Source organism: Streptomyces sp. 351MFTsu5.1, assembly GCF_000383655.1.
In the GTDB taxonomy this organism is placed as follows: Bacteria; Actinomycetota; Actinomycetes; order Streptomycetales; family Streptomycetaceae; genus Streptomyces; species Streptomyces griseorubiginosus.
In genome coordinates, this window is the sequence record NZ_KB911782.1 from 379,679 (window position 1) to 402,582 (window position 22,904).

General features: G+C 70.3%; 14 protein-coding genes. 5 read left to right on the plus strand and 9 right to left on the minus strand.

Going from position 1 to position 22,904, the window contains the following annotated elements; all coding sequences use genetic code 11:
* Positions 1–4: 4 nt before the first annotated feature.
* The 5 genes from H295_RS0120625 to H295_RS0120645 all read left to right on the plus strand — a co-directional run bounded on the left by H295_RS0120625 (position 5) and on the right by H295_RS0120645 (position 6,145).
* Complete coding sequence (locus H295_RS0120625) at positions 5–1,321, plus strand: ROK family transcriptional regulator (protein ID WP_020137243.1); 1,317 nt, start codon at positions 5–7, stop codon at positions 1,319–1,321.
* Between the two features lie 224 nt (positions 1,322–1,545).
* A complete protein-coding gene (locus H295_RS0120630; RefSeq protein WP_020137244.1) occupies positions 1,546–2,559 on the plus strand; it encodes an acetamidase/formamidase family protein in 1,014 nt (337 codons plus the stop codon).
* A gap of 46 nt (positions 2,560–2,605) precedes the next feature.
* Entirely contained in the window at positions 2,606–3,187 is a 582-nt protein-coding gene (locus H295_RS0120635) for an N-acetylmuramoyl-L-alanine amidase (RefSeq protein ID WP_020137245.1), read from the plus strand.
* 97 nt (positions 3,188–3,284) lie between these two features.
* Positions 3,285–4,565, plus strand: coding sequence for a GAF domain-containing protein (locus H295_RS0120640; protein WP_028809572.1), 1,281 nt, complete (start codon positions 3,285–3,287; stop codon positions 4,563–4,565).
* A gap of 56 nt (positions 4,566–4,621) precedes the next feature.
* A complete protein-coding gene (locus H295_RS0120645; RefSeq protein WP_020137247.1) occupies positions 4,622–6,145 on the plus strand; it encodes an aldehyde dehydrogenase family protein in 1,524 nt (507 codons plus the stop codon).
* Between the two features lie 88 nt (positions 6,146–6,233).
* Here H295_RS0120645 and H295_RS0120650 read toward each other — a convergent pair whose 3' ends face one another.
* The 9 genes from H295_RS0120650 to H295_RS0120690 form a co-directional block, all read right to left on the minus strand.
* Positions 6,234–7,553, minus strand: a complete 1,320-nt coding sequence (locus H295_RS0120650) for an RICIN domain-containing protein (protein ID WP_020137248.1) — start codon at positions 7,551–7,553, stop codon at positions 6,234–6,236.
* A gap of 67 nt (positions 7,554–7,620) precedes the next feature.
* Positions 7,621–9,603, minus strand: coding sequence for an alpha-L-fucosidase (locus H295_RS0120655; RefSeq protein ID WP_020137249.1), 1,983 nt, complete (start codon positions 9,601–9,603; stop codon positions 7,621–7,623).
* A gap of 44 nt (positions 9,604–9,647) precedes the next feature.
* Positions 9,648–12,056 carry a ricin-type beta-trefoil lectin domain protein gene (locus tag H295_RS0120660; protein ID WP_020137250.1) on the minus strand — a complete coding sequence of 803 codons (2,409 nt, stop codon included), beginning with the start codon at positions 12,054–12,056 and terminating at the stop codon, positions 9,648–9,650.
* A 67-nt stretch (positions 12,057–12,123) separates the two neighbouring features.
* Positions 12,124–13,956, minus strand: coding sequence for an RICIN domain-containing protein (locus H295_RS0120665; RefSeq protein WP_020137251.1), 1,833 nt, complete (start codon positions 13,954–13,956; stop codon positions 12,124–12,126).
* 140 nt (positions 13,957–14,096) lie between these two features.
* Positions 14,097–15,614, minus strand: a complete 1,518-nt coding sequence (locus tag H295_RS0120670) for an arabinofuranosidase catalytic domain-containing protein (protein WP_043217658.1) — start codon at positions 15,612–15,614, stop codon at positions 14,097–14,099.
* Between the two features lie 30 nt (positions 15,615–15,644).
* Positions 15,645–17,246, minus strand: coding sequence for a glycoside hydrolase family 27 protein (locus H295_RS0120675; RefSeq protein ID WP_020137253.1), 1,602 nt, complete (start codon positions 17,244–17,246; stop codon positions 15,645–15,647).
* A gap of 53 nt (positions 17,247–17,299) precedes the next feature.
* Positions 17,300–18,733 carry an arabinofuranosidase catalytic domain-containing protein gene (locus tag H295_RS0120680; protein ID WP_020137254.1) on the minus strand — a complete coding sequence of 478 codons (1,434 nt, stop codon included), beginning with the start codon at positions 18,731–18,733 and terminating at the stop codon, positions 17,300–17,302.
* Positions 18,734–19,094: 361 nt separating this feature from the next.
* Complete coding sequence (locus H295_RS0120685; protein WP_020137255.1) at positions 19,095–20,231, minus strand: SGNH/GDSL hydrolase family protein; 1,137 nt, start codon at positions 20,229–20,231, stop codon at positions 19,095–19,097.
* Positions 20,232–20,320: 89 nt separating this feature from the next.
* Positions 20,321–22,864: an RICIN domain-containing protein gene (locus tag H295_RS0120690; protein WP_234021645.1), complete on the minus strand. Its 2,544-nt coding sequence runs from the start codon at positions 22,862–22,864 to the stop codon at positions 20,321–20,323.
* Positions 22,865–22,904 lie beyond the last annotated feature (40 nt).

Consider the following 22,904-nt stretch of genomic DNA (forward strand, 5'->3'; position numbering starts at 1 on the left):
AGGCATGACCGCACCGCTGCACAACGCCGAACCGGCCGACCCGGGGCGGGGCACGCACGCTGCTCGCCCGAAAGCCTCGGGGCGCGCCCCGCACGACGCCCAACCGGCGGGACCGGCACGCGGCGCGCACGATGCACACCCGGCCGGCCCCCGCCGCGGTCTGCCCGACACCCAGCAGGGCATGCGCCGCCGCAATCTGGCCCGAGTCATGCACGCCGTCAGCGCCGAGGGGCCGCTGTCGCGTGCCGCGGTGGCCTCGCGGATCGGTCTGACCCGGGCCGCGGTGTCGACCCTCGTCGACGAGCTCATACGCTCGGGGCTCCTGGAGGAACTGGGCCCCGAGCGCCCCGGGCGGGTCGGCAGGCCCGGCTCCGCGCTCGCCGTCAGCGGGCGGGGCCCCGCCGGGATAGGCGCGGAGATCGGTGTGGACCACCTCGCGGTCTGCGCGGTCGACCTGCGCGGCCAGACCCGCGCACAGGTGGTGCGGTACGGCGCGAACCGGGGCCGCGCGCCCGAGCCGGTGATCGCGGACCTCTCCTCGCTGGTCCGCCAGGTGGTGGCGGAGGCGGAGAGCGAGGGCCTGTGGCCCGCGGGGCTCGCCGTGGCGGTACCCGGCCTGGTGGCGCGGGACGCCCGGACCGTCGTCCGCGCCCCGAACCTCGACTGGCACGACACCGATCTCGGCGCCCTGCTGCCCGAGGACTTCCCGCTGACCGTGGGCAACGAGGCCAACTTCGGCGCGCTGGCGGAACTCTGGCTCGGCGACGGCACACCCCACGACTTCCTGCACGTCTCGGCGGAGATCGGCATCGGCGCGGCCCTCGTGGTGGACGGCCAGCTGCTGCGCGGCACCCGCGGTTTCGCGGGCGAGCTGGGCCATGTGCCGGTCCGCCCGGACGGCCCCCGCTGTCCCTGCGGCAGCCGGGGGTGCCTGGAGCAGTACGCCGGTGAGGAGGCCGTGCTCAGGGCAGCGGGCCTCGAACCGGGCGAGGACCAGGTCGGGCTGCTCGCCCAGCACGCGGCGGACGGCGACGAGAACGTACGGGACGCCCTGCGCGAGGCGGGAGAGGCACTCGGTATCGCGCTGACCGGGGCGGTCAATCTCCTCGACCCCGAAGGCGTGGTGCTCGGCGGGGCGCTGGCCGGGCTCGCGCCCTGGCTGCTGCCCTCGCTGCGGGACGAACTGGCCCGGCGCACCGCCGGTCCGGCCTGTCCTGTGTCGGTGTCACGCCTCGGTTCGCAGGGGCCCTTGCTGGGCGCCGCGCACTCGGTGGTGCGGGCGGTGCTGGACGACCCGGCGGCTGTGGGCGAACGCGCCTGACGGCCCGTCATTTCACCCCGTCGGGTGAGCGAGTTATCCACATTTCCAAGGTTCTCCACGGAAACACCCAGCCCCCTTCTGCCCCGTCGACGTCCGCCGTACCGTGATTCACGCGAGGCACCCATCGCCTCCCACGACGGGAATCGGGGGGTGACATCCGGACCGCATATCCGACACCGCCCGCGTCCACCTCGACGAACCCGAACCGATCGGAGCAGTGCAGGATGAGCGACCCCAGGATTCTGACCGTACGGCCCGAACCGGGCGAGTACGCCTGGACGTTCGGCGGTGCCCCGCCGGTGGCCCGCATCAAGCCCGGCACCGTCCTCGACCTCTACACCGAGGACTGCTTCGCGGGGCGGGTGCGGTCCGAGAAGGACCTGGTGTCCGAGGTGTGCGAGTTCCCGTTCCTGAACCCGCAGACCGGTCCCTTCCACATCGAGGGCGCGGAGCCGGGTGACACCGTCGCCGTGCACTTCGTGTCCGTGGAGCCGGCCCGGGACTGGGCCGCGTCCACCACGGTCCCCCTGTTCGGCGCGCTCACCTCCACGCACTCCACCGCCACGCTCCAGCCCCCGCTGCCGGAGACCGTGTGGATCTGGCAGCTGGACCGGACCCGGCGCACGGCCCTGTTCCGGGCGCACGACAGCGACATCGAGATCGAGCTGCCCATGGACCCGATGCACGGCACCGTCGGGGTGGCGCCCGCCAATCTGGAGGTGCGCTCGGCGCTGGTGCCCGACGCGCATGGCGGGAACATGGACACACCGGAGATGCGGGCCGGCGTCACCTGCTACCTCGGGGTCAACGTGGAGGGCGCCCTGCTCAGCCTCGGTGACGGCCATGCCCGGCAGGGCGAGGGCGAGACCTGCGGCGTCGCCGTCGAGTGCGCGATGAACACCGTGGTGATCGTGGAACTGCTCAAGGGGCTCGCCACGCCCTGGCCGCGCATCGAGTCGGACACCCACATCATCTCGACGGGCTCGGCCCGCCCGCTCGAGGACGCGTTCCGGATATCCCAGCTAGACCTGGTGCAGTGGCTCGTCCGCGACTACGGATTCAGCGAGCTGGACGCCTACCAGTTCGCGACTCAGGCCGTGGAATCGCCGTTGGCCAACGTCTGCGACACCAACTACACGTGCGTGGCGAAGATCCGCAAGGAATGGCTGCCCGCGCGCGAGACTCACCGCGGAGTGCACCACCGGCTCCGTGAGACCGCGGCGGCCTTTCGGGGCTGAACGCCGCCGACCTGAGAGGCACCGATCCTTGGAACGCGCCAGGCCAATGTTCGACCGACGGCGGCTGCTGAAGGGGGCCTTGCTGGCCGCCGTACCCTACGCACTGCTTCCCGAGACACGAGCCGGGGCGGCTCCGCAGACCGGCGACTACCCCCTCGCCGAGTGGCAGCCCGCCACGTCGTCCAACTTCACGGAGTCGGACCGTCCGTGGTCCTACCGGGTGAACCTGGTGGTCGTCCACGTCACGCAGACCTCCTACACCGAGGCCCTGGACATCTTCCGCAACCCGGCGAAGCAGGTGTCCGCGCACTACGTCGTGCGTTCGGCGGACGGGCACGTCGCGCAGTGCGTGCGGGAGGCGGACGTCGCCTGGCATGCGGGGAACTGGGACTACAACACGCGCAGCATCGGCATCGAGCACGAGGGGTGGGTGGACAAGCCGGCGTACTTCACCGACGCCCTGTACGAGGAGTCCGCGAAGCTCACGGCGGGGATCTGCGACAAGTACGGGATTCCCCGGGACCGCGCGCACATCATCGGGCACTACGAGGTGCCGGGTTCGGACCACACCGACCCGGGGCCGTCCTGGGACTGGACGCGTTACATGAGGATGGTGGAAGCCATGTGATCCGGCCTCGTTCGGGTGGCGCCGGTCGAAGAGGTTGTCGGGGCGGGCACCCGGAGTGACGATGTTCCCAGCCGCATCGCGTTCCGGGGAGGCCGAGTTGTCCGATCCATGGGTGGCCCTGGAGGCGGGTGCCGACCCCGCCGAGCGGGTCCGGATGCTGCTGCGGGCGCACGAGTCGTTCACCGAGGCGGGTACGGTGCAGCGGCCGGTGCGCCCGGTGGTGGCGGATTCGTGGCGGCGTTCCGCGCGGGCGGGGGTGGGGCCCGACGGGACGGCGAGCGTCGAACTCAGCGACGGGGACCTCGACGTGTACCGGGCGGAGCATCCGCTGGCTCGGGTCATGCCGTTGTTCCGTGAGCTGATGGGGACCTTCGCCTCCGACGGGGAGCATCTGCTCGCGGTGTGCGACGAGCACGGCAGGCTGCTGTGGGTGGAGGGGCACGCGACTACCCGGCGGCAGGCGGGCCGGATGAACTTCGTGCCGGGGGCGCGGTGGTCGGAGGCCGCGGTCGGGACGAACGCGCCGGGTACCGCGGTGGCCGTGGACCGGCCCGTGCAGGTGTTCGCGGCGGAGCACTTCATCCGCCGGGTGCAGCCGTGGACGTGCGCGGCGGCACCGGTCCACGATCCGCGGACCGGGCGGGTGCTGGGGGCCGTGGACATCACCGGCGGGGACGGGCTGGCGCATCCGCACAGTCTGGGCTTCGTCCAGGCGGTCGCGCGGGCCGCCGAGTCCCAGCTGGCGCTGCTTCTCCCGCCGGAGACAGCCGCCGACACCCCCGAACTGAGCGCGCTGGGCCGGGACGAAGCGGTGTTCACGAGCGCCGGACGCAGGATCAGGCTGAGTCGGCGGCACAGCGAGATCCTTGTGCTCCTGACCCGGCACCCGGAGGGCTTGAGCGGGGACGAGTTGCTGTGCGCGCTGTACGAGGACGAGTCGGTGACGCCGGTGACGCTGCGGGCCGAACTGGCCAGGCTGCGGCGGGTGCTGGGGCCGGGGCTGCTGGCGTCGCGGCCGTACCGGCTGACCGTGCCGGTCGAGTCGGACGTGGCCGTCGTGGAGCGGCGGCTGGAGAGCGGGGCGGTCACGGGGGCGGCGCGGGGGTACACCGGTCCGCTGCTGCCCTCCTCGCGGGCTCCGGCGGTGGCACGGCTGAGGCGTCTGATCGCCGACGGGCTGCGCACGGCGTTGATCGCCCGCCGGGATCCCGACCTGCTGGCGGACTGGGCGCACGCGCCGTGGGGCGAGGACGACCTCGACGTGTGGCGGGCGCTCGCGGCCCTTCGACCCACGGCGAGCGTGCGGGCCCGGCTGGCCGCGCTGGAGTCGGAGCTGGCCGCGCCGACGGCAACGTGGTTGCAACGTCCGCGCTTCTAGCCTCACGCGCAGAGCCGCCCAACGGCGGGCGGCGCTGCTGAAGGAGGCTGGCCAGCATGACCCGTTACGCGGCACCCGGCACCGAGGGCGCGATCGTCTCCTACCAGGCGCGCTACGACCACTTCATCGGTGGCGAGTACGTGCCGCCGGCGCGCGGGCAGTACTTCGAGAACCCGTCTCCGGTGAACGGGCAGCCGTTCACCGAGGTCGCGCGGGGTACGGCGGAGGACGTGGAGCGGGCGCTGGACGCCGCGCACGCCGCCGCGCCGGGCTGGGGCCGGACCTCGGTGACCGAACGCTCCGACATCCTCCTGAAGATCGCCGACCGGATGGAGGCGAACCTGGAGAAGCTCGCCGTCGCCGAGAGTTGGGAGAACGGCAAGCCGGTCCGGGAGACGCTGGCGGCCGACATCCCGCTGGCCATCGACCACTTCCGCTACTTCGCGGGGGCGATCCGGGCCCAGGAGGGGTCGCTCGGCGAGGTCGACGACGACACGGTGGCGTACCACTTCCACGAGCCGCTCGGTGTCGTCGCGCAGATCATCCCGTGGAACTTCCCGATCCTGATGGCGACGTGGAAGCTGGCCCCCGCCCTCGCCGCGGGCAACGCGGTCGTCATCAAGCCCGCCGAGCAGACCCCGGCCTCCCTCCACTACTGGATGAGCCTGATCGCGGACCTGCTGCCGCCGGGCGTGGTGAACATCGTCAACGGCTTCGGCGTGGAGGCCGGCAAGCCGCTCGCGTCGAGCCCGCGGGTGGCGAAGGTGGCGTTCACCGGCGAGACCACGACGGGGCGGCTGATCATGCAGTACGCCTCGGAGAACATCAAGCCGGTCACCCTGGAACTCGGCGGCAAGTCACCGAACATCTTCTTCGACGACGTCTGGGCGCACGACGACGACTTCCGGGACAAGGCGCTCGAGGGGTTCACGATGTTCGCCCTCAACCAGGGCGAGGTCTGCACCTGTCCGTCCCGGGCGCTGGTCCAGTCCGGCCATTACGCCGAGTTCGTCGAGGCCGCCGTCGCCCGCACCGAACTCATCAAGCCGGGCCATCCCCTGGACACCGACACGATGATCGGCGCCCAGGCCTCCAACGACCAGCTGGAGAAGATCCTCTCCTACCTGGACGTCGGCCGCCAGGAGGGGGCTCGGGTGCTCACCGGCGGCGAACGCATCGAGTACGACGGCGAGTTGAAGGGCGGCTACTACGTCCAGCCGACGATCTTCGAGGGCGACAACCGCATGCGGATCTTCCAGGAGGAGATCTTCGGCCCGGTCGTCTCGGTGACGTCGTTCGCCGACTTCGACGACGCCCTGAAGATCGCCAACGACACGCTGTACGGGCTCGGCGCGGGCGTGTGGACTCGGGACATCAACACGGCGTACCGCGCCGGGCGCGCGATCCAGGCGGGCCGCGTCTGGACGAACTGCTACCACGCGTACCCGGCGCACGCCGCGTTCGGCGGGTACAAGCAGTCGGGGATCGGGCGGGAGACGCACAAGATGATGCTGGAGCACTACCAGCAGACGAAGAACCTCCTGGTGTCGTACTCGCCGAAGAAGCTGGGCTTCTTCTAGGAGCCGCCAGAAGGCGCCTTGGCCGGTCCCCGGTTGGTCCCTTCGGCTGTGGGCCAGGCACGCGGGGTGGCGTGCCTGGCCCCGTGGGTCAGTTCTCCAGTCGCCAGCGCTGGTTCGTGCCGCCCGAGCAGCTCCAGAGCTGGATCTTCGTGCCGTTGGCCGTGCCCTGGCCGCCGGCGTCCAGGCAGAGCCCCGACTGCGCCGCGGTGATCGTGCCGTCGGGGTTGATGTTCCACTGCTGGTCCGGCTGGCCGGTGCAGTCCCAGATCGCCGCCGGCGTGCCGTTGCCCGCCCCCTGGCCCACGCCGAGGCACTTGTTGCCGTAGATCACCAGCTGCTTTCCGGTGCTGTGGGTCCACCGCTGGTTGGTGCCGCCGTTGCAGTCCCACAGTTGGGCCTGCGTGCCGTTGGTGGTGGTGAAGTTGTTGATGTCGAGGCAGCGTCCGGACTGCTGGCCGACGATCTTCTGGTTGCCGGACGGCTGCGGGTCCGGCGGTGTCGTGCCCGAACCGAACTGGGTGAAGAACTGCCACACCGCTCCCGACGTCCAGGTGCGCCAGCCGTCACCGGTGGAACCGTCGACGGGGCCGGGGTCGTGGCCTGCTCCGTCGAACGCGGCCCAGACGACGGGGTATCCGGACTTGCATCCGGAGTAGGTGGTGATGATGTGCGTCAGGCTCCCGTAGGCCGGCTCGGGCGGGTTCTGCGGGGTGCAGCCGTTCGTCCGGACAAAGGTGTCGCGCAGGTCCCGTCCCGACTGGATGGGCAGCACGTTGTCCCTGAGGCCGTGCAGTCCCATGTAGGCGATGGGCTGGTTGCCGCCGCTGCACCCGCTGAGGTTGGCTCCGGAGTAGACCGCGACCGCGCGGAAGACCGTGGCCCGGGAGCACGCGAGGGCGTACGACATGCCGCCGCCGTAGCTGAAGCCGCCGGCGAACAACTGGGTGGTGTCTACGCACAGGCCCGCTTCGATCTGGTTGACCAGGGCGTCGACGAAGGCCACGTCCTGGCCGCCGGGGTTGGCCCAGCCGTTGCCGTTGCCCTGGGGGGCGACGAAGATCGTGCCGTTGTTCGCGCTGTCCGCCAGGCGCCTGAGGCCGTAGTAGGACCAGTTGTACCCGTCCGTGCCGCCCGAGTCGACGTCGTTCGCGGTGCCGCCCCGCCAGTGGAAGCCGAAGATCAGCCGGTAGGGGCGGTTGCTGTCGTAGCCGGCGGGGACCCGCAGGATGTAACTGCGGTTCTGGCCGCCGCTCTGGATCGTGTGGTTCCCACTGGTCAGCGCCGGGGGCTTGCCGCAGCCGGTGCTGGCAGCGGCGGTCCTCGTCACCGACGCCGGTGCGCCGAGGCCGCTGCTGAACGACGTGCCCGCGGCCGCCAGGACGAGAAGCAGCGCGGCCACGAGGGGCATCAAGAGCGGTGTGCGTTTCATGCTCTCCTTCTTCCGTGGTCAGGGGAGTGACAGGGAGCACCCGTGCTCAGACGGGGGTGATGGTCCATTGGTTGTTGGTGCTGGAGTTCGGCGTCCACAGCACCGTGGTCGAACCGGCCGTGGTGCTGCCGCTGCCGTCGAGGGCGGTGCCGGTGCCGCGGTTGACGATCTGGTAGCGGTTGTTGCCGAGGCTGGTGAGTGACCACTGCTGGTTGTTGCCGCCGTTCCATGCCTCCTGGCGGGCGGGGGCGCCGTTGGCGGTGTTGCCCCAGCTGTCTGCGGCCATGCCGTTGGTGCGGTTCACGATGCGGTAGTAGCCGTTGCCGAGGTCGATCAGCTGCCACTGGAGGTTGGTGCTGCCGTCGTAGCCCCACTGCTTGAGGTTGGCGCCGGAGGCCACGTCGCCCCCGCTGTCGAGCACCAGTCCGCTGGTCACGTTGGCGATCCTGACCCAGGTCGTGGAGCCGCCCGGCGCGCCCAGGACGGGGATCTCACCGGAGAAGGTGAGCTTGACCGTGTACGCCAGCGCGCTGAACGGCGCGTTGGACGAGGGCATGGTGAGGTGCAGGCCGGAGGCGTCCTGGACGGGTGCGGGCAGATCGATGTAGGTGCCGGCGGTGTTGTTCAGGAGTTGCGCGCGCGTCAGGCTGCTGAGGTTGATCTGTTGGGAGTTCAGCGTCGCGATGGTCAGGGTGCCGCCCTGCCAGCCCAGGGCGGTGGCGTAGAGCACCTTGTTGTCCTTGCTGCGGGTGAACCGGATGTCCTGCGGTTTGCCCGCCACCGGTCCGCTGAAGGAACCCCCGCCCATCTTGGTCGGGCCCTCGCCGTAACTGGCCCAGGTGCGGGTGGAGTAGACCGCCTCTCCGAAGCGGCCCAGCCAGTCGCCCATGGCGAGCAGGATGGACTGCTGTCCGGAGGGGATGGTGCCGTCGGCCATCGGGGCGATGTTCAGCAGCATGCTCCCGCCCTTGCTGACCCGGTCGATCAGCGAGTGGAGCAGGGCCTGCGTCGAGTAGTAGCCGATGCCGACCGTGTAGCACCAGCTGGAGGAGGAGATGCTGTCGTCGGTCAGCCAGTAGGGGGTGAGCAGCCCGGCTGGGCCGCCGCGCTCGAAGTCGAAGACCTCGCCCTTGTTGTTGAAGCCGTCCTTGTAGGTCGCGGCCACGTCCTTGTTCCATGCGACCGCCTGGTTGTAGTAGTGCGCGAGGAACTGGAGCCGGTAGGACTCCTGCACCTGATTGAGGGCGAAGTCCTGCCACACCAGGTCCGGTTGGTAGCCGTCGACGACCTCGACGAGCTTGTCGTACCAGAGCTTGTTCTCCGCCGCCGTGCCCTGCTGGCCGTAGAGGATGCGGAGCGTGGGGTCCGACTGGGACGGCACATGGTCGTAGTAGCCGTTGAAGTGGTAGGCGTGGTGCAGGGAGGCCATGAACTTCAGTCCCTGCCCGCGGATGGCCTGGGCGTGCAGTCCCACCAGATCGAGCCTGGGGCCGTGCTGCACCGAGTTCCACGGGTTGGAGCGGCTGTTCCACATGGAGAAGCCGTCGTGATGTTCGGCGACCGGGCCGGCGAACCGGGCGCCCGCGGCCTTGAACAGCCGCGCCCAGGCGTCCGGGTCGAAGTTGCCGCCCTGGGAGGCGAGCTTGGGGGCGAACTGGACGAAGGTGCCCGCCTTGTCACGGGCGCCGTCGATGAAGTTGTTGTAGGGCCAGGCTGTGGGGTCGCCGTAGGTGGCCTTGTGGTGGTTGTTCTCGGCCGAGCCGCCGATGTACATGTTGCGCGGGTACCACTCGTTGCCGAACGCCGGAACGCTGAAGGCGCCCCAGTGGTAGTAGATGCCGAACTTGGCGTCCTGGAACCAGGCGGGCGCCGGGGGGTGCTGGTCCACGGAGGACCAGCTCGGGGTGTAGCTCTGGGGGCCCTCGGTCGCGGCGGCGTCGGGGGCGAACCGCAGCAGGCCGACGGCTGTCGCGGCACCGGCCGCCGCCAGCAGCCGGCGCCGGCTGAGCGGCAGGGGGGAGGAAGTCATGGGGGGGCCTTTCGGAGGAATCGGGGAGGCTCGGGAACACGGGGTCAGTCGCGCGTCCACTTCTGGCTGCCGGCGCCGTTGCAGGTCGACAGCTGGAGCGGGGTGCCGTTGGCCGTTCCGGCGCCGGTGGCGTCCAGGCAGAGACCGGACTGGACGCCGGTGAGGGTGCCGTCGGTGTGGAGCGTCCACTTCTGGTTGGCGCCGCCGTTGCAGTCCCAGATGGTCACCTTGGTGCCGGGGCTGGTGCCCTGTCCGGCCGCGTCCAGGCAGACGCTGCCGTAGACGCGCAGCTCACCGGCGGAGGTGTTCGTCCACTGCTGGTTGCTGCCGCCGTTGCAGTCCCACAGCGCCACCTGGGTGCCGGCCGTGTGCGACTGGTTCGGCACGTCCACGCACCGTCCGGAGGCGGTCCCGACGATCGCGCCGGTGATGCCGCCGTCGTTCCCGCCGCTGCCGGGGGTGATGGACAGGTTGTCGAACTGGGCCGTCTCGCCCTGGCTGGTCCCGTAGCCGATCTGGCCGGTCGCCCAGGTGCCGTCGTTCGCGGAACCGACCGTGGCACCGTCGACGACCGCGGTGATCGAGGTGCCGGAGAAGGTGAGGCCCAGGGTGTGCCAGCGGTTGGTGCCCAGCGCGGCGGTCGTGCCGCGGGCCAGGGTGGTGACATTGCCGTTGGTGTTCGAGTTCAGGATCGACCAGGCGCCGGTGTCGCTCACCCTGAGGCGGTAGGCGTTCTGCCCGCCGGTGCGGTCGTAGTCGTGCCCGCCCGCTCGGCCGATCAGCTCGACGTAGCCGGACTGTTCGAGCAGTACGTCCGACGAGACCGTGTAGTTGCCCCAGCCCACGTCGCCGAGCAGGGCGTGCGGATCGGTCAGCGTGTCCCAGGTGATCGGCTTCTGCGGGCTCATCTGGCGCACGCACATGCCGCTGCGGCCGCCGCCGCAGCCGACCGCCTCGAAGGCGCCCTGCCAGTCCATGAGGTACTTCGCCTCGGTACCGGAGGCGTTGCCGTCGAAGGAGTCGCTGTACGGCAGCTTCAGCGGGGCCTTGGCCGGTCCGGTGGCGGTGCCCTTGCCCTGCCCGGTCGTGGTGCTCAGGGTGTAGAGGTGGCCGGGTCGCACGGTCAGGCTGAAGGTGCCGCCGGACGGGGTGATGTCGGTGGCGTGCACGAAGTGGTCGGCCGTGTTGCCGGACCTGACGTCGGTGGACCAGACGTGGACGGTTCCGGTGGACAGCCCTCCGGTGACGCTGAAGTTCAGCGTCTGGTCGCCGCCGGCGTCCATCGTCTCGACGACCGTGGACCAGTCGGAGTTGTTGGGAGACTTCAGCGAGACGTAGCTTCCGTTGGTGCGGTTGCCGCCGATGTAGCCGCTGGAGGAGTCGACGTACCGCCACCCGGGGGCGGTGAACTGGCTGGTGTGCGCCATCACCCAGGCGTTCTTGCCGATGGAGTAGGCGCCGGACCACGGCTGTGCGGCCAGGGCGAGACCCATCGTGGGGTACGGCAGGTTGGGGGTGAGGGCGGCGACGACCGGCCAGTTGAGGTAGGCGGTCATCCGTCCGTCGATGTACCCGCGGTTGATGCCGCGGGCCACGGCCTGCGCTCCCCCGTTGTAGTCGTCCGAGCCGTTCTCGCTCGCCCACAGGGGCTTGCCGGACGACAGGGCCGCCGCGGGCACCGAGCAGTCGGACTGGGCCGACCGGTAGCCGCAGGGGTAGTGCGTGCCGATGGCGCTCACCGCTGAGGCGAACGACGCGTTGGAGTTGATGTCGTTGGCCACCCCCCAGTCCGAGTCGGCGGCGACGATCTTGACGCTGCCGTAGCCGTTGCTGTTGAGGGCGCTGCGCAGCTGCTGGTACCAGGAGACGTTGTAGCCGCGCTCGTTCCAGCCGCCGAGGTAGTCGATGCTCAGCCCGTGCTTCTTGGCGCAACCCAGCCACGCCAGGTCGTAGTTGACCATGTCGGTGGACCAGAAGTTGCCGCCGCCGATCCAGCCGGGGGCGCCCCAGGCGAGCCCGTACAGCTTGAGGTTCGGGTTGCGCGCCTTGGCCTGCTCCATGAGCCACCACTCGTAGCCCCGGTCGCAGTTGAGGTCGGACCGGGTGTGCTGGTGGCTCGGCTCGGCGCCCGAGGTGGAGTTGGTGTCGCCGCCGATCTCCGCCTTGAGGATCTGGAGGGAGGCGCCGTAGCCGGGCTTGAACAGGTAGTCGAGGATCTGGCCGCGCTGGGGCTCGGGGTAGTCGATCAGGAGTCTGCTGTTGCCGCCCCCGCCGCTGATGGCGCCGACGCCGTCGAAGACACGGCCACCGGAGGTGCCGTTGATCGTGACGGAGGTGGCGGCCTGGGCGGGCGCGGCGGCCGTGCCGACGACGCCGCCGGCGGTCAGGAGGAGGCCCGCGACGACGGCCGTCGGGACACGCAGGCGCCGTAACAGCCGTGCGATTGCTGACACGGTGGGGTCCTTTCGCTGGTGGGGGTGTCCACGGCCGGTGTGGTCGGCGGACGGTTCAGCGGACGGTTCAGCGCACGAAGAAGTCCTGGTTGGTGCCGGGGGCGTTCTTGCACGGCCACTGATCCAGTTGCCGGCCGGGGGTGCTGTCGGCGCCGGGGACGTCCAGGCACAGGCCGCTGTTGCGGTTCTGGAAGGCGTAGGAGCCGTCGGACTGGCGTACGGGCAGCCAGAGGCCGTTGGCCGCTGTGCCGGGGGGTTGCTGGACGATGTCCGGGGTGCCGGCCGTCGTGGAGCCGCCCGCGACCGCGACGTCCAAGCCGGAGTTCTGGGCCCGCAGTTCGCCGTAGCCGCCCGAGGCCGGCACGAACTGGAACAGCTGGTTGCTCTGCCCGGTGCAGGTCCACTGGCCGATCGCGGCGCCCGCGCTGCCCGAGTTGCCGTACACGTCCAGGCACAAGGTGTCGTGGGCGACGACGAGTTGGTGGTAGCCGGCCGGGAAGCCCTGGCCGCCGGAGGAGGCGGGGGTCAGGTGGACGGTGAACGCGTCGTGCGCGCCCTGGAACGTGAAGGGCACGGTGATCGAGCCCCCGGCGGTGCTCACGTTCTGGTCGTACACGGTCTGGGGAGCCGCGAGGGGTGCCTGGTCCGGGATGCGGTGCACGGTGACGTGGACGGTGCCGTCGTTCGCGGGCCAGGGCACGGACGACAGCCCGTTGAAGGTCACGGACGCGGCACCGGTGTACCCGTTGGAGTCGCCCACGACCGCGACCACTCGCGCGGCGGAGGCGTCCTCGGCGGCCGAGATCGCGGTCGAGCCGACCTGGCCGGAGGTGTCGACGAGGGTGCCGGTCATGTCGGCGTACTCCCGCAGCGCCCACCAGTTGCCGTTGGGCTGCCAGTTGCCCCCGCTCTGGGTGAGGACGCCGGTCAGGTTCGGGGTGACGCAGCACACCCAGTTGCCGCGCATCGCGTTGGTGTACCCGGACTGCGCGAACCGGGCGAGGTACCAGGCCGTCACCCCGGTGGTCTGCCGGTCGGCGGGCTGGTACTCGTTCGAGGACAGCGGCAGCGGTCCGATGCCCGCCGCGGTCAGGGCGCTGTTGAGGCTCCGCGCGACGGTGACCGGGTCGTCGACATCGCCCTCGTTGTGGTTGGCGATCATGTCCGGCACGGTTCCGGCCGTCTTCACGTGCGCGAGCCAGGTCCGCCACTGGCCGGGGTTGCGTTCCGGGGTGAACGCGAAGGACGGCCCGACGATCTGCGCCCCGGGGGCGATGCGCCGGATCTCGCGGTAGGCCGTGTCCCACATCTGGAAGTACTGGGCGCTGTTGACACCGCGGGTCCAGAAGGCGGAGATGTCGGGCTCGTTCCAGATGTCGTAGGAGAAGGTGAGCCCCGAGGCTTGGAGTGCGCCCACCGTGGAGTCGATGAAGCGGAGCCAGTCGGAGCAGTCGCCGTTGTCGCACGGGTACCTGGTGGTCGACGGCTGGCCGCCGTTCGCGCCGTAGATGTCGCTGACGAGGACCTGGTACTGCGCGTGGTACGGCGGCCGGGTCAGGCGTTTCGCCTGCGCGGTGATCGAGTCGAGGTCGGCCCGGGTGGCCGTGCCGTACTGGTAGCCGTCCCTGATCCAGCCCCCGGAGAACCATCCGCCGCCGCGGAAGGCGTTGATCCCGAGCGGCTGGAGGAACGCGTCCACCGGCTTGGTGCCGTCCTCGCTGATGCCGTAGAGGAACCCCTCCCCCACGCCGGTCGACGGCCCGCGGGGCGACGCCAGGTTCACGCTCAGCGACCTGCCCTCGGCGGCCCTGCTCACGGTCGTCGACAGCAGCGGCAGCACGAGCGCCAGGAGGATGCCGGCCAGCAGTGCCCGACGGCCGGATCTCACTCTCGTCGTCATCCGAATCTCCTGCGATCGGGCGCCGCCGCGCTGCGGCGCGCGTGCTGGACGGTGCCGGTTACCGTGCAGGGGGCGCGCAGCGGCGTGCCGGGGCGGCGGTCGGATGCCGCCCCGGAGCCGCGTGCGGGTCCCTCACACGGTCAGCTCAGCGACCACTGCTGGTTGGACTGGCTGTTGCAGTTCCACAGCTCCACGGGGGTGCCGTTGGCGGTAGCGGCGCCCGTCACGTCCAGGCACAGGCCGGACGGGGCGCTGGTGACGGTGCCGTTGGCGTTGACGTTCCACTGCTGGTTGGGCTGACCGTTGCAGGTCCAGGTGATGACCTTGGTTCCCGGGCTGGTGCCCTGGCCTGAGGCGTCCAGGCACAGCCGGCTGCTGCCGGAGTACACGGCGAGTTCGCGGGAGTCGGTCCGGGACCAGGTCTGGTTCGCCGCACCCGAGCAGTCCCGGATCTGCGTCTGCGTACCCGGGGTCGTGGACGCTCCGGGCACCTCCAGGCACTTGCCCGCGCCCACCGCGTGCAGCGCACCCGTCGTGCCACCGCCACCGCCGCTTCCCGTCCCGTAGCCGGCCGCGGTGATGCTCGTCTGAACGGCGTTCTCGGTGGCGTCGGAGGGGTAGCCCGCCGTCATCGCGCCCTCGAAGAACTCGCCCACGCCGTTGGGGCTGTTGTCTCCCCCGGTGCCGAGCAGGACCGAGCTGTCGACCTTCATCGGCGAGTAGCCGTTCGGCAGGGGCCCGGAGAAGGTGGTGGTCAGGCCGCCGCTCGCGCCGTTGCCGTATTTGAGGGTGAAGTTGCTGGTGCCGTTGTTCTTCAGCCACGCGCTGACGAACGGGTAGTGCACACCGGGGTTGTTCGGGTCCTTGTTGGAGCCGGTGTTGGTGTGGAACATGCCGTTCTCCAGGTCGGCCTCGACCCACGGGCCGCTGCCGGTGCAGCCGCCGAACCAACAGGCGTTGCCCCAGTAGATGGCGTTCATGGTGGCGTTGCCGGTGTCGGTGTGGGAGTTCTCCCCGCTGCCGTAGTCGAAGCAGCACCACTGGTTGGTGTAGTTCGAGGAGGTCACCATGTAGATGCCTGCCGGCTGGGAACCGGTGGGCACGCCCTTGGCGTGGTCGATCCGGTAGCCGACACCGGGGGTGACCTTGATCCCGAAGACCTGATGGCCGGCGGCGGTCACCGGCAGGGCCATGGCGTCCGCGCCGACATCGGATCCGTTGGGCCCCGGGCCCTTCCAGTAGCCGCCCCAGGAGATCGGCATGTCGTTGTGCTGGGCGGTCTGGTCGTAGATCTTCGTGATGGTGCACGACGTGCCCGAGCAGAACGACACCTGGGACGCGCCGTCGGCGTACCCGCCCGTGCTGAGCAGCCCTATGTCGCGGTAGCTGCGGTCGGAGGCCCGCTGGATCTGGTACAGCGGGCCGTTGTACGACGCGAAGAGCGCCCTGGTCGTGGAGTGCGCCGTCACGCACGGAGTGCCGCCCGCGGCGTAGAGGTCGCACGGGAGCGACGCGTCCGCCACGCGTTGCGCCGCCGTTGCGGACCGCGAGGACGTGGCGAACGCCGGGGCGGCGAACGCGGCCACGATCATCGCCAGGACGACAAGGAACACGGCTTTCCCTCGCCTGTGTCGGCGATCACCGGCTGGTTCGAGCATGGAGACCTCCTCCGGGGTTCGATCGCGGGGTCATCCCAACGTCCACTTCTGGCTGCTGCCGCCGTTGCAGGTCTGCAGCTGGGCGAGGGTGCCGTCGGCGGTGGCCCCTCCGGCGACGTCCAGGCACAGGCCCGACTGGACGCCGGTGATGGTGCCGTCGGTGTTCAGCGTCCACTGCTGATTGCTCTGGCCGTTGCACGTCCAGATCTCCACCTTCGTGCCCGGTATGGTCTGGTTGTTGTAGGCGTCCAGGCACATCTGGCTGCTGCCGGAGTAGACGGTGAACTGGTTGGACGCGGAGTGCGTCCAGGTCTGGTTGGCGCCGCCGTTGCAGCTCCAGATCACCACCTGGGTGCCGGCGGTCGTGGTCGAGTTGGGTACGTCCAGGCACTTGCCCGCACCCACCGCGTGCACCGCGCCGGTCACGCTGGTGCCGCCGCCGCTGGTGCCGCCCGCGACCCGGTACATCACCGTGCCGTGGGCCGGTACCGAGGCGCTGATCGTGCCCGAGGTGGTGGAGGAGGCCCCCGACCACAGGTCGGTCAGGGTGTAGGTGGACGCCCCGGTCTTGCCGATCGCGGCCGCGGTGGTCGAGATGGTCGCTGTCGAGCCCGTCTCGTTGAACAGGGCCACCGACACATCCCCGTTGGCCAAGGGCTTGGCCAGCACGTCCAGGCCGCCCGAGGAGGAGACCATGGTGCCCTGCTTGCCGAGCGGGTCCTGGTCGACCGCGATCACCCGGGAGTTGGTAAGGGTGGCCAGCGTGTCCGCGCTCGCCGAGGGGATGTTGGTGCCCGCGATCAGCGGTGCCGCCATCTCAGCCCAGAGGCTGAACTCGCTGCGGCTCTCGGTGGCCGTCATCGAGCCGTTTCCGACCTCCAGCATGTCCGGGTCGTTCCAGTGGCCTGGGCCCGCGTAGGAGGCCAGTCCCACGTTGCTGTGGAAGATGGACAGCATGCTGGCGAAGTTGGCGCTGATGTCACCGGTGGTGCGCCAGCTGTTGCCCACGTTCGCGCCCCAGGTCCACACGTTGTCCTGGCCCCAGTTGCACAGGCTGTACAGGATCGGCCGGCCGGTGGCTGCCAGGGCGTCCCGCATCGCGGTGTACCGGCTCTGCGCTGAGACGCCGTTGTTGTTGCAGTTGTCGTACTTCAGGTAGTCCACGCCCCACGAGGCGAACGACTGGGCGTCCGTGGTCTCGTGGCCCAGGCTGCCCGGGTAGCCGGCGCAGGTCGCGGTGCCCGCGTCCTCGTAGATGCCGAGCTTCAGCCCGAGCGAGTGCACGTAGTCCGCGGTGCCCTTGATGCCGTCGGGGAACTTGGCCGGGTCCGGCACCAGGCGTCCGCCCGAGTCACGGTTGTGGGTCATCCAGCAGTCGTCGATGTTGACGTAGGAGTAGCCCGCCGCCTGCATGCCGTTGGTGTGCATCGCCTGTGCGGTGCTCTTGATCAGGGACTCGGACACGTTGCAGCCGTACGCGTTCCAGTCGTTGAAGCCCATCTGCGGGGTGAGTGCCAGCCCGTTGCCCAGCGCGGCGGCGGGCCGGGCCGTGCCGAGGGAGACGAGGGGCAGGCCTACGCAGAAGAGCGCGACGGCGAAGGCGAACGCCAGCGTGCGGTTAATCATGTGCATGTCATTGACTCCTGAGCCGGGTTGCGGCAGAACTCGCCGTGGGGCAGAAGGACTCAGCGGTATCCGGCCGCGGTGATGTTGGCCTGCACCGCGTTGTCGGTCGCGTCGGAGGGATAGCCGGCGACGATGGCCCCCTCGTAGAAGGTGCCGGCGCTCAGGTTGGCACCGCCACCGGGCTTGCAGCAGTCACCGCCGCTGCCGAGGACGATCGCACCCTGCTTCTTCATCGGGCTGTATCCGCCGGGCAGCGCGCCGTCCCACAGGGTGGTCAGGCTGCCGGACTGCGCGTTGCCGCCCTTGAGGGCGAACCTCGACGTGCCGTTGTTCTTCAGCATCGCCGTCACGAACTTGCCGGCGAACGCGCGCTGGTTGGGGTTCCAGGACTGGCTGCCGCCGGGGTACAGGCCCCATTCGAGGTCGGCCTGCACCCAGGGACCGCTGCCGGCGCACCCGCCGAACCAGCACTGGGTACCGAAGTTGATCGCGTCCATCGCCCCGGCGGCGTCGGCCTTCCGGGTCGTCTCGCTGTTGCCGTAGTCGAAGCAGCAGCCGCTGTTGACGTGGGTGCCGCTGGTCACCATGTACGCCCCTTCGGGTGCGGCACCGGTCGGCACGCCCGTCAGGTGGCCGTCCCGCCAGTAGCTGTTGCCGGGGTTGATGTACAGCGAGTACGCCTTGGTGCCCCCGGCGGTGAGGGACTCGGAGGTCGCCTTCGCGGGGCTGCTCTGAGTCGACCCGGGGACCTGGGACGAACCCTGGTACCACAGGTCGTTGCCGTGTCCTGACTGGTCGCGTACGACCGTGATCACGCACGAGGTTCCCGCGCAGAAGGCGTCCTGCGCCGCCGCGTCGGCGAAGCCGCCGGGCGCCAGCACGCCGATGTCCCGGGTGGCGTTGTCCGAGGAGCGCCTGACCTGGTACAGGGAGCCGTTGTACGCACTCTGGAGCGCACGCACCGTGCTGTGCGCGGCCACGCACGGTGTGCCGCCCGCGGCGTAGAGGTCGCAGGGGCCGGACCCGCCGGGCGGCGGCGGTGGCGGGGATGCCGGGGTGCTCCACTTCTGGTTGCCCTGGCCGTTGCAGGTCCACAGGATGACCGCGGTGCCGTTGGCCGTTGCCGCTCCGCTGACGTCCAGGCAGAAGCCGGATGCCGCACCGGTGACGGACCCGTCGGAGTTCCGACGCCACACCTGGGCCGGCCGGCCGTCGCAGGCCCGGATGACCACGGGGGCTCCGGGGGCCGTCCGGTTGTCGTAGGCGTCCACGCACCGGGTGCCGCCCATCGTCCTCAGCTCACCCGCCGCCGTGAACTCGAAGGCCTGGTTGGCCTGGTCGTTGCAGTCCCAGATGTCCAGCGCGGTGCCGGTCGTGTCGACGTTGCCCTTGACGTCGAGACACCGGCCCGACGCCGAGCTCACCAGGGTCGCCGCCGACGCCGGTGCCGGCCATGACGGCGCGGTCGACAGCAGCACGGCCAGCAGTGCCATCACGCATGCGGCGGCGGCCGCCGGTAAGCGTCGCCCAGGAGCCGCGGGGCTGCGGAGCGGAACGGATGAAGGCTGCATTCTGTTCCTTGAATACGTGGGGGAAGGGGACAGAGAGTGCCGTGCCTGTCCGAAGGGGCCGGGACGCTCGAAGCGTCCACAGGAAACCCTCAGACATCCCATGTCAACAGTGATTCCACACCCCCCTCACCCTGTCAATAGACCTGTCGCCACTCGTCGGAGTCGCATCCATCCCATGTATACGCATGCGGGAGCCGCTGTCAGGGCAGGCCAGAACCCGCGTCCGGCGACGGCCGCCGTGCCGGGCGCGGGTGGGCGTTCACCTCACCTGAGGTTCACCGGGTCAGGAGACCGGGAGGGCCGTCCACCGCTGGTTGGTGCCGCCGTTGCAGTCCCACAGGACCAGTTGCGTGCCGTCGGCGGATCCGGCGGGGATGTCGAGGCAGCGGCCGGAGACCGGGTTGCGGTAACCGCCGTTGTACGTCTGCCACTGCTGGTTGGTGCCGCCGTTGCAGTCCCAGACAGCGATCTTCGTGCCGTTGGCGGTGCCGCGGCCCGTGGCGTCGAGGCACTTCCCGAGCGCCCGCAGGGTGCCGTCGGAGCGAGCGGACCAGAGCTGGCCGTCGGAGCCGTTGCAGGACCAGCTGTCCACCACGGTCCCGTTGGCGCTGTTGCCCCCGCTCACGTCCAGGCACTTCCCGGCGATCCCCGAGCGCACCTCGGCGCCGCCCGTGGAGACCGGCGGCTTGATCCAGCCCGCCGCGTCCGCGGCCTGGATCCCGGCGTTGAGCGCGTCCGCCATCTTGCGGTAGCCGGTGTCGTTGGGGTGCAGGGCGTCGGCCAGGTCCGCTCTGGTCAGGGCGCTCATGTCCACCAGGCGTACGTGCTTGCCGGCGGCCTGCGCGTCCTGGACGATCCCCGGGATCCTGGCGTTGAACGCGGGCCGGTTGGCCTCCTCCGTGCCGCTGGTGGAGATGATCACGGTGCCGACCAGGACGGTCGCGTCGGGGGCGGCGACGGTGATCCGGTCGATGAGCGCGCGGAGCCGGTCGGGGGCTGTCGGGATCTGGTAGTTGCCGTTGAGGTCGTTGGTGCCGATCTCCAGCGTGACCACGTTGGGGCGGTAGCGGGCCAGCACGGAGTCCGCGATGCCGGTGATCTGGTCGATCCGCCAGCCGGAGTGGCCTTCGTTGTCCGGGTCGGACATGGTGCCGTTGCGCCCCGAGCCGACAAAGTCCGGCGCGTGTCCCTCGGCCGCCAACTGGTCCCGCAGGAAGCCCCGGTAGCCGTTCCCCGACGAGCTGCCGACGCCCCAGGTGATGGAGTCCCCCAACGGCATCAACCGCAGGGCGGTGGGCGCGGCGGCCCGTACGGCGGAGGGCGGTGATCCGGTGCCGGTGGCGGCCGCCGCGTGCGGGGCGGCGCCGAGACCGAGCACGGTCGCCAGTGCCGCGGCCCAGGGGGCCAGGTACTTCTTCATGAGCGTTCCTCACTGGTGCGGGTCAGTGGGTGGGGTGAACGAGTGAGTGGGGTGAACGAGCGGATGAGGTGAACGAGTGCGCGGGCCGGTCAGCGGGGTGTGAAGTCCTGGTTGCTGCCGGCCGTGTTCTTGCAGGGCCATTGGTCGAGCTGCTGGCCGAGGTTGCTGCCGCCGCCGTAGACGTCGAGGCAGAGGCCGCTGTTCTTGTTCTGGAAGGAGTACGAGCCGTCGGACTGCCGCAGCGGCAGCCACAGGGCGCCGGCCGATCCGTCCGGAACCTGCTGCACGATGTTCGGCGTGCCGGCGGTTGTGGAGCCGCCGGCCACCGCCACGACCTGTCCGGAGTGCTGCGCGCGCAGCTGCCCGTAGCCGCCGGAGACCGGCAGGAACTCGAACTGCTGGTTGCCCTGTCCGTTGCAGGTCCACTGGTCGATCGCGGCGCCGGCGCCGGTGGAGTTGCCGTACACGTCGAGGCACAGGCCGTTGCTGCCGATCACCAACTGGTGCCGGCCGGTGGGGAATCCGTCCCCGCCGCCGGTCGGCTGGATGCCTGCCTGCTGGATGACCTGCCGGGCGCCCTGCGGCCAGTTGGTGCCGCTGACCTGGACGTTGCCGGTGAGGACGTTGTTGTGCGGCGGGCCGGTGGCCACGTAGGTGTTGCCGCCGTTGTACCAGTTGCCGGAGAAGGTGCTGTCGTCGGTGTGGTTGTTCGCGTTGGCGTTGGTGAGCGCCCAGTTGCCCGCGTCCTGCACCACGTTGGCGGACACCGTCAGGTAGCGGGAGCCCTCGTCGAGGTACAGCGCGGTGGTGCGGTTGTTGTCGTACATGTAGTTCTCGGAGATCACCGAGCCGGGGGCCGCGGACAGGCTGTAGATGCTGCCGCCGTCGTACATCGCGTTCTTGGTGTCGAAGACCAGGTTGTGGGAGACGGTGTTGTTCTTCAGCGTGGTGGGGGTGCTGTAGACCGGCTGGTAGTTGTAGGTGCCGCGGTTGACGTAGTCCTGGCTGCCGCCCGGGTCGTTCATCCCCCAGCCCCAGCCGATGTCGATCCCGTCGTAGGGCAGGTGGTCGCACTGGTTGTGGGTGATCGTCGCGTTGGTGACGTAGGTGGACAGGATTCCCGCGGTCTCCTTGTAGTCGGTGCCCACCCCGCTGACCTTGTTGTTGCTGATGGTGATGTTCTGGTTGGTCATCTGCGGGTTGCCGGGGTGGTGTGCGTCCGGCTGGATCCCGCCGACCTGGATCCCGCTGCCCGCGATGTCCGTGAACGTGTTGCCGGTGACGGTGACCCCGTTGGCGCCCAGTCCGGTGCCGGACGCCGTGGCGACACCGTCGTTGCCCACGCCGAGGCCGGCCTGTCCGAGCTCGGAGAAGGTGTTGCCGGAGAACGTGATGTCGGTGGCGGCGGAGACCTGGACGGCCGCGGGCATCTGCACCCAGTGGTTGCGGGTGGCCTCGAACTGGGTGCACCCCGACTTGCAGGTGCTCAGCCAGTTGGCGGGCATCGCGAAGGCGCCGGTGATGTGGGCGCCGCTCTGCTGGTCCGCGTAGCCGTCGGGTCCGCTCGGGCCGAGCCAGGAGGTTCCCGTGAACCGTATGCCGCTGAACTTCAGGCCGGTCGCCGGTGAGCCGTAGCTGCCGCTGACGCCGAGCAGGCTCTGGAGCCTGGGCAGTTCGACGTCGAGGCTGTTCGGGTTCTGACCGGGCTGGGCCCGGTAGTAGAGGTCGCCCGTGGACGAGTCCAGGTACCACTGTCCGGCTTGCTTGAGGAACGCGTAGTTGTTCTCCAGGTACATCGTCCCGCCGGCGAACGGCGCGTTGACGGTGTCGTAGCCCCAGGAGTTGTTGTTCCACGCGGGCTGCTGCATGGTGATCGTTCTGCCGCTGACCGACTTGACCGGCGCATAGCGGTCGGTGAAGGAGTTGAGGCTCTCGACTTCCATGTGGCTCTGGTCCGAGAGGCCGGCCAGGTAGTCGAGGGAGGAGTCGGTGACGGTGAGGCCGGTCTGGGTGAAGGTGAAGGCGGAGCGGGGCACCTGGATCGCCGCGCGCGGCGCCTGGGTGCCGTTCACGTACAGCTGACGTGTGTTCACGCCGCTGCCGACGTGGGCCGACCAGATATTGCTGCTCTGATCATGCACCTGCCAACCAGATATCTGTTGGGCGCCGCTCACGACGGGTTGCTGACCGGGCATGGCCTGATACGTGATCGTGTGGCCGTTCTGGCCGCCGTCCCCGGAGCCGAAGGCCAGCGGCTGGGACAACCGGTAGGTGCCACCGGCCAGGTTGACGACGACGTCCGCGTCGGCCGAGAGGCGGTGCGCGGGCTGCCGCGCCTGGTCGATCGTCGCGAACGGCTGCTCGGCGGTGCCGGTCCCGCCGGGGGCCGCACCCGGATCCACGTACAGGGTGGCGGCAGGCGCCGCGCGGGTGGCGGCAGGCGCCGCACGGGTGACGGCAGGCGCCGCACGCTCGGACGGTACGGCGAACGCGGCCGTGGTGGTGGCGGTGGCCGTGGCCGTGGCCGTGGCCGTGGCCGTGGCCGTGGCCGTGGCCAGGCTCCCGGTCAACAAGGCGAGCAGAGCTACCGGGGCGGCGGCCCACCGGCCGCGGGGCACATCGGGTCTCGACATGGTCATCCTTCAGTGACGGCGCGTGAGGCCCCGCCGCACG

Coding starts and splice junctions, on each gene's coding strand:
- H295_RS0120675 (WP_020137253.1), bottom strand. CDS start 17,246: ATGCACATGATTAACCGCACGCTGGCGTTCGCCTTCGCCGTCGCGCTC.
- H295_RS0120635 (WP_020137245.1), top strand. CDS start 2,606: ATGTTCGACCGACGGCGGCTGCTGAAGGGGGCCTTGCTGGCCGCCGTA.
- H295_RS0120625 (WP_020137243.1), top strand. CDS start 5: ATGACCGCACCGCTGCACAACGCCGAACCGGCCGACCCGGGGCGGGGC.
- H295_RS0120690 (WP_234021645.1), bottom strand. CDS start 22,864: ATGTCGAGACCCGATGTGCCCCGCGGCCGGTGGGCCGCCGCCCCGGTA.
- H295_RS0120650 (WP_020137248.1), bottom strand. CDS start 7,553: ATGCCCCTCGTGGCCGCGCTGCTTCTCGTCCTGGCGGCCGCGGGCACG.
- H295_RS0120630 (WP_020137244.1), top strand. CDS start 1,546: ATGAGCGACCCCAGGATTCTGACCGTACGGCCCGAACCGGGCGAGTAC.
- H295_RS0120665 (WP_020137251.1), bottom strand. CDS start 13,956: ATGACGACGAGAGTGAGATCCGGCCGTCGGGCACTGCTGGCCGGCATC.
- H295_RS0120645 (WP_020137247.1), top strand. CDS start 4,622: ATGACCCGTTACGCGGCACCCGGCACCGAGGGCGCGATCGTCTCCTAC.
- H295_RS0120670 (WP_043217658.1), bottom strand. CDS start 15,614: ATGCTCGAACCAGCCGGTGATCGCCGACACAGGCGAGGGAAAGCCGTG.
- H295_RS0120685 (WP_020137255.1), bottom strand. CDS start 20,231: ATGAAGAAGTACCTGGCCCCCTGGGCCGCGGCACTGGCGACCGTGCTC.
- H295_RS0120680 (WP_020137254.1), bottom strand. CDS start 18,733: ATGGCACTGCTGGCCGTGCTGCTGTCGACCGCGCCGTCATGGCCGGCA.
- H295_RS0120655 (WP_020137249.1), bottom strand. CDS start 9,603: ATGACTTCCTCCCCCCTGCCGCTCAGCCGGCGCCGGCTGCTGGCGGCG.